This window comes from Brevibacillus formosus, from assembly GCF_003013405.1.
Lineage (GTDB): Bacteria > Bacillota > Bacilli > Brevibacillales > Brevibacillaceae > Brevibacillus > Brevibacillus formosus.
This window is the reverse complement of sequence record NZ_PXZL01000007.1, coordinates 1-12,560: the sequence shown is the minus strand read 5'-3', so window position 1 is coordinate 12,560 and position 12,560 is coordinate 1. Positions and strand designations below refer to the sequence as shown.

Here is a 12,560-nt window from a genome sequence, read left to right as displayed (position 1 = left end):
CATGCCATTAGAACATATTGTCGTAAAGGGTGCACGTGCCCACAATTTAAAAAATGTTGATGTAGTCATTCCGAGGGACAAATTCGTCGTTCTGACGGGTTTGTCTGGCTCGGGTAAGTCCTCGCTCGCTTTTGATACGATTTACGCAGAGGGACAACGACGCTATGTCGAGTCTTTGTCCGCATACGCCCGTCAATTTCTTGGGCAAATGGACAAGCCGGACGTGGATTCGATTGAGGGACTTTCCCCTGCGATCTCGATTGACCAGAAAACGACGAGCCGCAATCCGCGTTCCACGGTAGGTACGGTTACGGAAATCTACGACTATCTGCGCCTTTTGTATGCGCGTGTAGGTAGAGCGGTTTGCCCGGAGCATGGTATCGAGATTCAATCCCAGACCATTGAACAAATGGTCGATCGCCTGATGGAGTATCCTGAGCGCACGAAAATGCAGATTCTCGCGCCTATGGTGCAAGGTCGCAAGGGAGAGCATGTCAAGCTGCTCGAGGACATCCGCAAGCAAGGCTTCGTTCGCGTGCGGGTCAACGGTGAAATTACCGATCTGTCCGAGGACATCAAGCTGGAAAAGAACAAGAAACATAACATTGAGGTTGTCGTTGACCGGATCGTCGTGAAGCCGGATGTACAGGCGCGTCTCGCAGACTCCTTGGAAACGGCACTTCGTTTAGCAGATGGCAAGGTCATCGTCGATGTGATGGAGCAAGAAGAGCTGCTGTTCAGTGAAAAGCACGCTTGCCCGGTATGCGGCTTCTCCATTGGAGAGCTGGAGCCGCGGATTTTCTCCTTTAACAGCCCATTTGGTGCTTGCTCGGAGTGTGATGGACTGGGTGTTAAGCTAGAGGTAGACCCGGATATGGTCGTTCCTGATGCGACGAAGACGCTCAATGACGGGGCGATTGGTGCATGGGAGCCGAAGACTTCGACTTACTATCAACAATTATTGGAATCAGCTTGCCGCCACTTTAACATTCGGATGGATGTGCCATATGAGGAGCTTACGGCAGAGCACCGACAAATCTTGATGTACGGCAGTGAGGGCGAAAAAATTCACTTCCGCTATGAGAATGAGTTTGGGCAAGTGCGCGAGGCGGTCGTACCGTTCGAGGGTGTCGTCATCAACCTGCAACGACGTCATCTGGAGACGAGCTCGGATTACATCCGCGAGCAAATCGAAGGATTTATGAGCCAAAAGGCGTGTCCTGTCTGCAAAGGTCAACGTTTGCGTCAGGAGAGCTTGGCGGTAAAGGTCGGGGAGCGCAGCATTTCTGAGCTGACTACACTGTCGATTCTCGATGCGCATCAGTTTGTCGAGGGACTGGAACTGACAGAGCGGGAAACGAAGATCGCGAACCTGATCGTAAAAGAAATCAAGGCGCGATTGAACTTCTTGATTGATGTCGGACTGGATTACTTGACACTGAGCCGTGCGGCAGGAACACTGTCTGGGGGAGAAGCACAGCGGATTCGACTGGCTACGCAAATCGGTTCTAGTCTGATGGGTGTTCTCTACATTTTGGATGAGCCGAGTATCGGACTGCATCAGCGGGATAATGCGCGTCTGATCAAGACGTTGGAGCATATGACCAAGCTGGGGAATACATTGATCGTCGTCGAGCATGACGAAGATACGATGATGGCCTGCGATTATATTATTGATATTGGACCGGGAGCCGGCATACATGGCGGTCAAATTGTAGCGGCAGGAACTCCGGAAGAAGTCATGAAGGACCCTAACTCCTTGACCGGGGCCTATTTGAGCGGGCGCAAATTCATTCCTGTTCCGATGGAGCGTCGCAAGCCTTCGGACAAATGGATCAAGATTGAGGGCGCAAAGGAAAACAACCTGAAAAACGTCACTGCGAAGCTTCCTTTAGGTGTTTTCGTTGCCGTAACAGGTGTGTCTGGCTCAGGAAAAAGTACACTGATCAATGAAATTTTGCAAAAGACACTGGCTCGCGATTTGAATAAGGCAAAGGTGAAGCCAGGGGAGCATCGCCGCATCTTGGGACTGGAGCATTTGGATAAGGTGATCGACATCGACCAATCTCCAATTGGACGTACACCACGTTCCAATCCGGCAACATATACAGGTGTCTTTGACGATATTCGCGACCTGTTTGCTTCCACCAACGAAGCCAAAGTGCGCGGCTATAAAAAAGGTCGCTTCAGCTTTAACGTAAAGGGCGGCCGTTGTGAAGCGTGCAGCGGTGACGGGATTATTAAAATCGAGATGCACTTCTTGCCGGATGTGTATGTGCCTTGCGAAGTTTGCCACGGCAAGCGCTATAACCGCGAGACGCTCGATGTGAAGTACAAAGGCAAGAGCATTGCTGATGTCTTGGAAATGACGATCGAGGATGGGGTAGAGTTTTTCCGCAATTTGCCGAAGATTGAGCGCAAGCTGCAGACCATCGTAGACGTAGGGCTGGGATATATGAAGCTTGGGCAGCCTGCTACCACGCTCTCTGGCGGGGAAGCACAGCGCGTCAAGCTGGCCTCCGAACTGTATCGACGCAGCACAGGACGTACCTTGTACATTTTGGATGAGCCGACAACCGGTCTGCATACAGATGATATCGATCGTTTGCTGAAGGTGCTGCAACGATTGGTGGAAAACGGAGATACGGTGTTGGTCATCGAGCACAATCTGGATGTCATCAAAACGGTGGATTACATCGTGGATTTGGGACCAGAGGGTGGTACCCGTGGCGGAGAAATTGTCGGAACAGGTACACCAGAGGAAGTGGCAAAAATGGAAGGCTCCTATACAGGTATCTATTTGAAGCCGATTTTGGAACGCGATAGAGAACGGACGAATGCCAAGCTAGAGCAATTCGTTTCGAAGTAATCGAGAGACTGCCTCCCTGATTCAGGGGGGCATCTTTGCTAAGTGAACGCAAAGGGGGAGGAAAAGATGGATTACGTGAAAGATTCTCTTGCCGCACTACCTGCCGAGCTAGTGGTGGAAGCACAGAAGCGTTTTGATGGACAAGATCCTGCACACGATTGGCAGCATAACTTGCGTGTGATGGCGATGTGTGAGCGGATTGGTCGCGAGGAAGGGGCAGATATGGAAGTGCTGCGCCTCGCTGCTTTGCTGCATGACATTGGGAGAGCAGAAGAAAGGCAAACAGGAGAGTGCCATGCCGAGATCAGCGCAAGACTGGCAGGGGAATGGCTCGCTGAACGCAGTATGACGGAAGCATTCATCTTGCGTGTGCAGTCTGCGATTCTCGCCCATCGTTTTCGCAAAGAACGACCTCCACATACCTTGGAAGAAAAAATCTTGTTTGATGCCGACAAGCTGGATTCGATTGGAGCTATTGGAGTGGCTCGGGTTTTTGCTTATACTGGGGTTATTGGGCAACCCATACAATCGGATAACCCCAATCAGCATACACCTTATAAGGAATACACGTGGAAGCTGCAACGCATCAAAGACAAGCTTTTCACCAAGACTGCCCAGCAAATCGCCGAAGACAGGCATCGATTCATGACAATGTTTTTTGAGCAATGGGAATGGGAAGTAACGGGGATTCGATAATCGTTGCGTGAAGGCAAGACTGTATAGGGGGAATGCACCATGAGCCGCTGGATAATCAAAATGCTTTTAAATGGGGCTGCGCTGCTTTTGATCAGCAATTGGTTCCATTCCATTTATGTCGCGAATTTCACAGTAGCACTTTGGGCTACGTTGATCTTGGGGATGGTGAACACAGTGATTCGGCCGATTCTGCTGTTTTTTACCTTTCCCTTGCAAGTATTGACAATCGGTTTGTTCTGGTTTGTCATTAATGCCGTGACGTTTGCGTTAACTGCCTACTTTATTGATGGATTTGAAGTGGGGCCATGGCCTGACAACATTGGAACTGTCATCGTGGCAGCAGCACTGATGAGTATTTTTGGCTACCTCATTGAAGTTGTGGTAGGGATGAAGAAAGAAAAGAGATAGTATGTTCGAAAAAGCCCCGTATTCTCTAAAACGAGTCGCGGGGTTTTTGCCTAATCAGGATGGTCGGTCTTATTAGGTTGTCGTAGGTACAAAGGTTTCGATACAATAGAGACACAACCATAGGGACGGAAAATCCCATTGTGAGGGGGAAGCTTCATGCGTAAAACGAATGTGAGCCATTTAGTGGACCATTTCAATATGACGATCTTGAGCGGGGAAGAGGGCTTGGGGCGTGAGATTACCGTAACGGATTTGAGTCGTCCCGGCCTGCAGTTAGCCGGTTACTATTCGTATTATGCGGAAGAGCGGATTCAATTGTTCGGCTTGACGGAGATCAACTTTTTTCAAACGCTGACTCCAGAGGAACGGCTGGAACGGATGAATTTTCTCATGCAAAGTCAGGTTCCTTGCTTCTGTGTGACCCGTAATCAGATGGTGCCTGAAGAGATGATTGACGTTTCTAATCGGTTGGGGGTACCTGTACTTCAGTCCCCGCTGGCAACGACTACGCTAGTCGGGAAAGTGACCAACTTCCTGGAGAATCGTCTTGCACCAACGACGACGATACATGGGGTACTCACAGACATTTACGGTGTCGGCGTTTTGATTATGGGATCGAGCGGGATCGGGAAGAGTGAGGCTGCACTTGAGCTTGTAAAGCGCGGACACCGACTCGTAGCAGATGACGCAGTGGAGATTAAGCAGACACAGGGCGGGCAGCTAAGCGGTAGCGCTCCTGAGCTGATTCAACATCTCTTGGAAATCCGCGGCGTGGGGATTATCAACATTATGACGATGTTTGGTGCAGGTGCGGTTCGCAATGTAAAGAACATCGAGATGGTTGTTCAGCTAGAGCTGTGGGAGCCTCATAAAATGTACGAGCGGTTGGGACTCGATGAGGAAACATTGAAGATCATGGATACGGAAATTCCGATTATTACCGTTCCTGTTCGACCAGGACGAAATTTGGCAGTCATCATTGAGGTTGCAGCGATGAATTTCCGTTTGAAACGGATGGGTTACAACGCAGCGATGCACTTCACACGGAAACAGTCGAATGCCATTCTAGAAGATGCCGATTCTGACTTGTAGGAGAAAGAGGCGCATATGAGGAAGACAACACGTTATCCCGTAAATGGGGTAAACCCGCTTTGGCACATGTATCGAACGGTAAGCTTCTGGAAAGTCATGAAAAATTTTATCGTCATCCAACTCTCCAGATATACGCCGATCGTTTCGTGGAAGAACTGGATGTACCGCACATTTTTGCGTATGGAAGTAGGACAGCATAGTGCGGTTGCGTTGATGGTGATGATGGATATCATGTTTCCCGAGAAAATCAAGATCGGTCGCAATTGCGTGATCGGGTACAATACGACGATACTCGCCCATGAATATTTGATAGATGAATATCGTTTGGGAGAAGTGATTATTGAGGATGCTGTCCTGGTGGGGGCCAACACTACCATTTTGCCTGGAGTAACGATTGGCAAAGGGGCCATTGTCGCAGCGGGAACGGTTGTTCATAAAGATGTCCCACCTGGTGCCTTTGTAGGTGGGAACCCCATGCAGCTCATTCGAACGAAAGCTTCAGAGGAAGAAGGCATGTAGCGTCTCTTCCCCTTTGATCAGCCGTCAGGTGTTTACCCTGGCGTTTTTTTGTTTTGGGTGAAATTTTCCGACTATTCTTATCTTAGTTGACCTAAGATTCTCGACGTGGTAATCTTCTTCATAACACTTTAGTTTATTACCATATTAGCAGAGTAAAGCAAATGCAATGGAGGGAACAAAGATGGCAAAGCCGTTGGGATTCGAAAAGCCGCTCGGGATGCGGGACATACTGCCGGAATCACTGGCGAAACAACGGCATTTGGAGCGGGAGCTGCGGCAGTGTATCGAGAGATGGGGCTATGACGAAATATCCACACCCTCTCTGGAATACTTCGATACGGTAGGAGCAGCAAGTGCGACGCTGACAGACCGGATGTTTCGCCTCCTGGATAAACAAGGCCACACTGTAGTCTTGCGTCCGGATATGACGACGCCAATTGCGAGGGTTGTTTCCTCCCTTTATAAAGATGTTCCATATCCGATTCGGTTGTATTACCAGGCAAATGTGTTTCGGGCACAAGAAAAGGAAGCGGGACGGAATGCGGAGTTTTCTCAAACTGGGATCGAGCTGATCGGGGATGCGTCTGTCGATGCGGATGCGGAAGCCATTGCGCTTGCTGTGTTTTGCTTGCGGGCAGCTGGTGTGGAGACGTTTCGCATTGCCGTTGGGCATGTCGATTTCGTAGACGGTCTTTTGGAGGAAGAGATTGGAGATGAGCCTATTCGCAATCAATTCCGCCAGTTTTTGTACGAGCGGGACTTCGTTGGCTTCCGGCAGTTACTTGCGACAGTAGACATTCCGTCAGAGGCGAAAAGTCGATTGGAAGCCTTGCTACGGCTGCAAGGGGGAAAAGGAAAAATCGAGGTAGCCCGTGAATTGGCAGGCAACGGAAAGGCAATGAGGGCAGTCGAGACGATTGCATCCTTGTGGGAGTCGTTAGAAGCCTACGGGGTGACAGAAGATTTGTTGATCGATTTCAATCTGATCATCAATTTGAACTACTACACAGGCGTCGTTTTCGAAGGGTACGCGGCAGACTTGGGCTCCCCGCTTTTGGGCGGAGGACGCTACGATCAGTTGCTCTCCCAATTTGGGCGGGCTGCATCCGCCACAGGCTTTGCGATCAAGATGGATCGGCTGCTTCAGGTCACTCCTTTCGTAAAAGGGCAAGCACCTGCGCGAGTTTTGCTTGTTTACACGGAGGATTGCCGCGGCGCCGCTTTGGCAGAAGCACAGCAATTGCGTGAGGACGGGCTCGTAGTAGTGACACGTCTCGTCTCCAAAATAGATGAGAAACAGGTTGGACAAGAAGCGGGATATACCAAGGTCATTTGCATGACACAACAGGAGGAGTAGGAGATGGCACTCACGAAAAACGACCAAAAGCTGACGATCGCCATGCCAAAAGGACGGATTTTTGAAGAGGCCGTCCATTTCCTCCAGCAGGCTGGCCTGCAGGTTACTGCGGATCTACAAGATTCGCGCAGACTGATCATCCCTGTGGAAAACGCCAAGCTGGAATTTATTATGGCGAAGCCTACTGATGTCCCTACTTATGTCGAGTATGGGGTGGCTGACGTTGGCGTAGTCGGCAAGGATGTTTTATTGGAGGAAGAGCGAGATGTTTACGAGCTGTTAGATTTGCATATCGGCTATTGTCGCATGATGGTAGCGGGTCTACCAGACTGGAAACCGACGGAAGCACTGCGTGTTGCGACGAAATATCCGAAGATTGCGTCACGGTATTTTCGTGAGCAGGGACAGCAGGTTGAGGTAATCAAGCTAAATGGTTCAGTAGAGCTTGCACCGATGATTGGGCTGGCTGATCGTATTGTGGATATTGTTTCGACAGGTAGGACATTGCGGGAAAATGGCTTGGTCGAACTGGAGAACATCTGTGAAATTACGACGAGGCTGATTGCCAATCGAGCCAGCTATCGGATGAAAAGTGAAGCGGTGGATGAGATCGCCGGAAAATTTTTAGAGGTCATTCCTTGCGGGAACTAGAGAAAAAGGGGAGACAGCTATGCGTATCATGTCAGCCAGCCAGTATGACGGGAAACGATCGGTAGACGCAGGCACGAGAGAACAGCAAGAAGCGGTGAAGGCGATCCTCACTTCGGTTCGCCAGCAAGGGGACGAAGCGCTGCGCTATTACACGGAACGATTTGATCGTGTGCTTCTTCAAAACTTCCGTGTGAGCGAAGGTGAGTTTGCAGAAGCAAGTGAGCTCGTTTCTCCACAAGTCAAAGCGGCATTGGAAGAAGCAGCCGAAAATATTCGGGCGTTTCATGAGCGGCAAGTGCGTCAGTCCTGGTTTACCACCAAAGAGAGTGGCACATTGCTTGGCCAACTGATACGTCCGTTGAAGCGCGCAGGTTTGTATGTACCAGGCGGAACGGCAGCTTATCCTTCCAGCGTATTGATGAATGCCATTCCTGCCAATATTGCAGGTGTTCCTGAAGTAGTCATTACAACACCTCCAGGAGAGGATGGGAAAATCAATCCGGCGATACTCGTTGCAGCTCAAATCGCAGGAGTAAGTGAGATATACAAGGTAGGCGGAGCGCAAGCGATTGCGGCATTGACCTACGGGACGGAGCAAATCAAAGCAGTCGATAAAATTGTTGGCCCCGGTAATATTTTCGTGGCGCTAGCGAAGCGAGAAGTATTCGGATTGGTCAGTATCGACATGGTGGCAGGGCCTAGTGAAATTGCGGTGATCGCAGATGAAACGGCCAACCCGCGTTACGTCGCGGCAGACCTGCTGTCTCAAGCCGAGCATGATCCGATGTCAGCCGCTATATTGGTTACGACATCGCATGCGCTGGCGGAGCAGGTGTCACAGGAAGTCGAGCGACAGCTTGCCGATCTTCCACGCAAATCGATTGCAGAAGCGGCGATACGCGACTACGGCGCTATTTTACTCGTCGACGATTTGGAAGAAGGGTTTGCCGTTATCAACCGTATCGCACCCGAGCATTTGGAAATCATGACGGCAGAGCCATTTGAGCACCTCGGAAAAGTGGAAAATGCAGGAGCAATTTTCCTCGGCCCATACAGCTCAGAGCCAGTCGGGGATTATTTTGCCGGTACCAATCACGTGATTCCTACGAATGGAACAGCTCGTTTTTCTTCGCCATTATCCGTCGATGATTTTATCAAGAAGTCGAGTGTTGTTTCCTATAGCAAGCGAGATTTGCGGGAAAATGGACATAAAATTGTGGCACTGGCAGAACAGGAAGGATTGTCTGGGCACGGTCGAGCGATCCTTGCGCGATTGCTAGATTTTGAGACCGAAGAGCAGGAGAGTGAAAAGAGATGAGTGAAGGGAAACAACGTGCAGCACAGATCGAACGCAATACGAATGAGACGCAGATCGCGCTTTCCTTTGGTGTAGACGGCGCGGGTGAGAGCAAGCAAAATTCGGGTGTTCCATTTCTGGATCATATGCTAGACCTGTTTACCCGACACGGACATTTTGACCTGACTGTCAAGGCAAAGGGAGATATCGAAATCGACTATCACCACACGGTGGAGGATATCGGGATTTGTCTTGGGCATGCTCTGCGGGAAGCGTTGGGAGACAAGAAAGGCATCAAGCGTTATGGAAATGCGTTTGTCCCGATGGATGATGCGCTTGCGCAGGTTGTCATTGATATCAGCAACCGCCCTCATCTGGAATATCGCGCTACGTACCCTACAAATATGGTTGGTCAGTTTCCGACGGAGCTGGTACACGAGTTTTTATGGAAGCTCGCACTGGAGGCGCGGATCAATCTGCACGTGATTCTGCACTACGGTCACAATACGCACCACATGATTGAGGCGATTTTCAAAGCGCTGGGCCGTGCACTGGATGAAGCGACGACGATCGATCCGCGTGTAAAAGGGGTCCCGTCAACAAAAGGGGTTTTGTAACATGATCGGCATCATCGATTACGGCATGGGGAATTTGTACAGCTTGAGCAAGGCGTTGGAAAGGCTGGGCTATTCGTACGAGTTCGCTTCTCAAGCAGAGCGCCTGCCAGAATATAGTGGGTTGATTTTGCCGGGAGTCGGGGCGTTTGGGGATGCGATTGCCAACATACGTGAGCTCGGATTAGAGCAAGCGATCAAGGGATATGCAACAACAGGTCGTCCGATCTTGGGTATTTGTCTCGGAATGCAGCTTTTATTTGAGAAAAGTGCGGAGCATGGAGAGAATGCGGGCTTGGGGCTGCTCGGTGGTGAGGTTGTTCGTTTTCGAGGGGATTACAAGGTACCGCACATGGGCTGGAATCAACTGATAATAAAGCAAAAGCAACCGTTACTAAACGGTGTGCAGGAAGGCGATTACGTCTATTTTGTCCATTCGTATCACGTCTTGTGCCAGTCTGATGTCTTGCTTGCGACGAGTGACTATCATCAGGAGGTCACAGCCATTGTGAATCGTGACAACGTATACGGCATGCAGTTTCACCCGGAAAAGAGCGGAGAGACAGGAATGCTGCTGCTGCGCAACTTTGCCGTTCAATGCGAGGGGGTTTTGACATGAGCTTTATCGTTTATCCGGCGATCGATATTCGCGGGGGCAAGTGTGTTCGGCTTTTTCAAGGAGATTACGGGCAAGAGACAGTGTACGCTGATTCACCGCTCGCGATGGCGAAGCGCTGGGTAGAGCAAGGGGCGTCCTGGGTTCATCTCGTAGATTTGGACGGGGCAAAGGAAGGCAAGCCTGCAAATGCAGCGCTCATCAAGGAGATAGCGCGCTCGATCCCTGTACCCGTGCAGGTTGGAGGCGGCATTCGAACAGAAGAACAGATCGCGGACTATTTGGAAGCGGGTGTCGCGCGAGTGATCGTCGGGACTGCCGCTATCGAAGACGAGCCTTTTACGAAGCGAATTCTTCAAAACTATGGGGACAAAATCGCGATTGGTCTGGACTGCCGGAATGGGCTGGTGGCTACCAGGGGGTGGTTGACCACGACAGATGTCCAAGCGACAGAGCTTGCCAAGCGGTTGGTTACGTATGGTGCCGAGACGTTTATTTACACCGATATCGCCCGTGATGGCACGATGACAGGGCCTAATGTTGAAGAAATTGCAGCGTTGGCGATGGCTACAGGAAAATCAGTGATAGCCTCGGGAGGTGTCAGCCAACTGGACGACTTGTTGACGCTCGCTGCCCATGCTTCGGACGGAGTTTCTGGCGCCATTGTTGGTAAAGCACTTTACACGGACGCTTTTACATTGGAAGAAGCGCTCCAGCGTATGGAGGAGCGTGAAGCGAATGCTGGCTAAACGAATCATCCCGTGTCTCGATGTAAAAGACGGACGGGTGGTAAAAGGCGTGCAGTTCGTCGGACTTCGCGATGCAGGAGACCCGGTTGAACTGGCAAAAAAATATAGCGACGAGAGAGCAGACGAGCTGATCTTTCTCGATATTTCCGCGTCCCACGAAGGGCGCAAGACGATGGTGGATGTCATCGAAAAAACAGCCGCAAACATTACGATTCCTTTCACGGTTGGCGGCGGCATTAACAGCGTTGACGATATGAAAAGGATTTTGCGTGCGGGTGCGGACAAAATTTCGTTGAATACAGCGGCTGTTTTGCGTCCGGAATTGATCCGCGAGGGAGCGACGATCTTTGGCTCACAATGTATAGTCGTGGCGATCGACGCGAGAAGTGTCGGGGAAAATCGCTGGGAAGTGTATACCCACGGCGGACGGAATGCGACGGGGAGGGACGTTATCCACTGGGCGCAGGAAGCAGAAGCGCTGGGAGCGGGAGAAATCCTTTTGACCAGCATGGACGACGATGGAGAAAAGAAAGGCTTTGGCCTTGAATTGACCAAGAGGGTATCAGAAGCGGTCGGAATCCCGGTCATTGCTTCTGGTGGAGCGGGCTCGAGGGAGCATTTTTACGATGTCCTGACGCAAGGAAAGGCAGACGCTGCGCTGGCGGCTTCCATTTTTCACTATGACGAGACGTCGATTCACTCGGTGAAAGAGTATTTGCAAACCAAAGGAGTTGTCGTACGACCATGACAGGAGCAGAAGAGTTTGCAGTGGAAAAATTGCGTTTTGACGACAAAGGGTTGATCCCTGTCATCGTGCAGGATGCCGGAAGCAAGACAGTCTTGACGCTTGCTTATATGAATGAAGAATCGCTACAAAAGTCATTGGCCACCAAAGAAACATGGTTTTGGAGCCGTTCCCGACAACAATTGTGGCACAAGGGTGAGACCTCGGGTCATACACAGCGGATTGTCTCTATGCGGTATGATTGCGACGGAGATGCACTGGTTGTGATGGTCGAACCGAATGGGCCTGCTTGTCATACGGGGGCGTACAGCTGTTTCTCACAGGAAGTTCTCACCGATACAGATGAAGAACCAGTACAAGCAGATCGGTTTGCGATCTTAAGTGAGCTGGAGGAACTGATTGCTGCGCGGGAGGCAGAGCGCCCGGAAGGCTCCTACACCACCTACTTGTTCGAAAAAGGCGTAGACAAAATACTGAAAAAGGTCGGCGAAGAGGCGGCCGAGGTCATTATTGCAGCGAAAAATCGAAGTCGTGAGGAGCTGCGGTACGAGGCATCTGATCTGATCTTTCACTTGATGGTTCTGTTACGGGAGCAAAAGCTGCCGCTGGCTGAAGTGTTGATGGAGCTTCAGAGGCGCCGTTAAAAGAAACGGGTATGTAGTTCAAGGCTGAATGTAGTAGAGATATTTGATAGAAAGAGCGGGATGTTTTTCTCGCTCTTTTTCCTTTCGTAACGCGATATTTTAGCTGTTTCTCGTTTTTTTGATTAAAAACTTTTAAAATTACTCTTGATTTAGATTTTTATATGTGATAGATTATTCCTTGTCGCCAAGAACGACGACAAAATACGAGAAAAGAAAACGAGATTCGATAAAAAACTTCTTGACTCGTAAACAACGAACGTGATAAGATGTAAAACGTTCGACAAAAAATGCTCTTTGAAAACT

At 50.3% G+C, this 12,560-nt stretch carries 13 protein-coding genes; all 13 read left to right on the top strand.

Translation table 11 applies throughout. The annotated features are described in order from the left end of the window. Position 1 precedes the first annotated feature (1 nt). The 13 genes from uvrA (at position 2) to hisIE (ending at position 12,257) form a co-directional block, all read left to right on the top strand. Entirely contained in the window at positions 2-2,869 is a 2,868-nt protein-coding gene (gene uvrA / locus C7R91_RS06850) for an excinuclease ABC subunit UvrA (protein WP_047069716.1), read from the top strand. 66 nt (positions 2,870-2,935) lie between these two features. Then, positions 2,936-3,565: an HD domain-containing protein gene (locus C7R91_RS06845; protein ID WP_047069715.1), complete on the top strand. Its 630-nt coding sequence runs from the start codon at positions 2,936-2,938 to the stop codon at positions 3,563-3,565. Between the two features lie 39 nt (positions 3,566-3,604). Then, positions 3,605-3,973, top strand: a complete 369-nt coding sequence (locus C7R91_RS06840) for a phage holin family protein (protein WP_047069714.1) — start codon at positions 3,605-3,607, stop codon at positions 3,971-3,973. A gap of 156 nt (positions 3,974-4,129) precedes the next feature. Beyond that, entirely contained in the window at positions 4,130-5,065 is a 936-nt protein-coding gene (gene hprK / locus C7R91_RS06835; protein WP_007718288.1) for an HPr(Ser) kinase/phosphatase, read from the top strand. Positions 5,066-5,080: 15 nt separating this feature from the next. After that, the gene (locus C7R91_RS06830; protein ID WP_047069713.1) at positions 5,081-5,584 is read left to right on the top strand and encodes an acyltransferase; all 504 of its coding nucleotides are present in this window, start codon (positions 5,081-5,083) and stop codon (positions 5,582-5,584) included. Between the two features lie 181 nt (positions 5,585-5,765). Further along, on the top strand, positions 5,766-6,941 hold the full coding sequence (locus tag C7R91_RS06825) for an ATP phosphoribosyltransferase regulatory subunit (RefSeq protein ID WP_047069712.1): 1,176 nt from the start codon (positions 5,766-5,768) through the stop codon (positions 6,939-6,941). 3 nt (positions 6,942-6,944) lie between these two features. Then, entirely contained in the window at positions 6,945-7,592 is a 648-nt protein-coding gene (gene hisG / locus C7R91_RS06820; protein ID WP_047069711.1) for an ATP phosphoribosyltransferase, read from the top strand. A gap of 19 nt (positions 7,593-7,611) precedes the next feature. Further along, positions 7,612-8,910: a histidinol dehydrogenase gene (hisD, locus tag C7R91_RS06815; protein WP_047069710.1), complete on the top strand. Its 1,299-nt coding sequence runs from the start codon at positions 7,612-7,614 to the stop codon at positions 8,908-8,910. Then, the gene (hisB, locus tag C7R91_RS06810; RefSeq protein ID WP_017252226.1) at positions 8,907-9,506 is read left to right on the top strand and encodes an imidazoleglycerol-phosphate dehydratase HisB; all 600 of its coding nucleotides are present in this window, start codon (positions 8,907-8,909) and stop codon (positions 9,504-9,506) included. Before hisD ends, hisB begins: the two co-directional genes overlap by 4 nt. Before the next feature lies 1 nt (position 9,507). Then, positions 9,508-10,122 carry an imidazole glycerol phosphate synthase subunit HisH gene (gene hisH / locus C7R91_RS06805; protein ID WP_047069709.1) on the top strand — a complete coding sequence of 205 codons (615 nt, stop codon included), beginning with the start codon at positions 9,508-9,510 and terminating at the stop codon, positions 10,120-10,122. After that, the gene (hisA, locus tag C7R91_RS06800; protein ID WP_047069708.1) at positions 10,119-10,868 is read left to right on the top strand and encodes a 1-(5-phosphoribosyl)-5-[(5-phosphoribosylamino)methylideneamino]imidazole-4-carboxamide isomerase; all 750 of its coding nucleotides are present in this window, start codon (positions 10,119-10,121) and stop codon (positions 10,866-10,868) included. Before hisH ends, hisA begins: the two co-directional genes overlap by 4 nt. Next, entirely contained in the window at positions 10,858-11,616 is a 759-nt protein-coding gene (hisF, locus tag C7R91_RS06795; RefSeq protein ID WP_047069707.1) for an imidazole glycerol phosphate synthase subunit HisF, read from the top strand. The genes hisA and hisF overlap by 11 nt, the downstream gene beginning before the upstream one ends. Further along, entirely contained in the window at positions 11,613-12,257 is a 645-nt protein-coding gene (gene hisIE / locus C7R91_RS06790; protein ID WP_047069706.1) for a bifunctional phosphoribosyl-AMP cyclohydrolase/phosphoribosyl-ATP diphosphatase HisIE, read from the top strand. Before hisF ends, hisIE begins: the two co-directional genes overlap by 4 nt. The last annotated feature ends 303 nt before the right edge of the window (positions 12,258-12,560 follow it).

Coding starts and splice junctions, on each gene's coding strand:
- hisF (WP_047069707.1), top strand. CDS start 10,858: ATGCTGGCTAAACGAATCATCCCGTGTCTCGATGTAAAAGACGGACGG.
- C7R91_RS06825 (WP_047069712.1), top strand. CDS start 5,766: ATGGCAAAGCCGTTGGGATTCGAAAAGCCGCTCGGGATGCGGGACATA.
- hisG (WP_047069711.1), top strand. CDS start 6,945: ATGGCACTCACGAAAAACGACCAAAAGCTGACGATCGCCATGCCAAAA.
- hprK (WP_007718288.1), top strand. CDS start 4,130: ATGCGTAAAACGAATGTGAGCCATTTAGTGGACCATTTCAATATGACG.
- hisA (WP_047069708.1), top strand. CDS start 10,119: ATGAGCTTTATCGTTTATCCGGCGATCGATATTCGCGGGGGCAAGTGT.
- hisD (WP_047069710.1), top strand. CDS start 7,612: ATGCGTATCATGTCAGCCAGCCAGTATGACGGGAAACGATCGGTAGAC.
- C7R91_RS06840 (WP_047069714.1), top strand. CDS start 3,605: ATGAGCCGCTGGATAATCAAAATGCTTTTAAATGGGGCTGCGCTGCTT.
- hisH (WP_047069709.1), top strand. CDS start 9,508: ATGATCGGCATCATCGATTACGGCATGGGGAATTTGTACAGCTTGAGC.
- hisB (WP_017252226.1), top strand. CDS start 8,907: ATGAGTGAAGGGAAACAACGTGCAGCACAGATCGAACGCAATACGAAT.
- hisIE (WP_047069706.1), top strand. CDS start 11,613: ATGACAGGAGCAGAAGAGTTTGCAGTGGAAAAATTGCGTTTTGACGAC.
- uvrA (WP_047069716.1), top strand. CDS start 2: ATGCCATTAGAACATATTGTCGTAAAGGGTGCACGTGCCCACAATTTA.
- C7R91_RS06845 (WP_047069715.1), top strand. CDS start 2,936: ATGGATTACGTGAAAGATTCTCTTGCCGCACTACCTGCCGAGCTAGTG.
- C7R91_RS06830 (WP_047069713.1), top strand. CDS start 5,081: ATGAGGAAGACAACACGTTATCCCGTAAATGGGGTAAACCCGCTTTGG.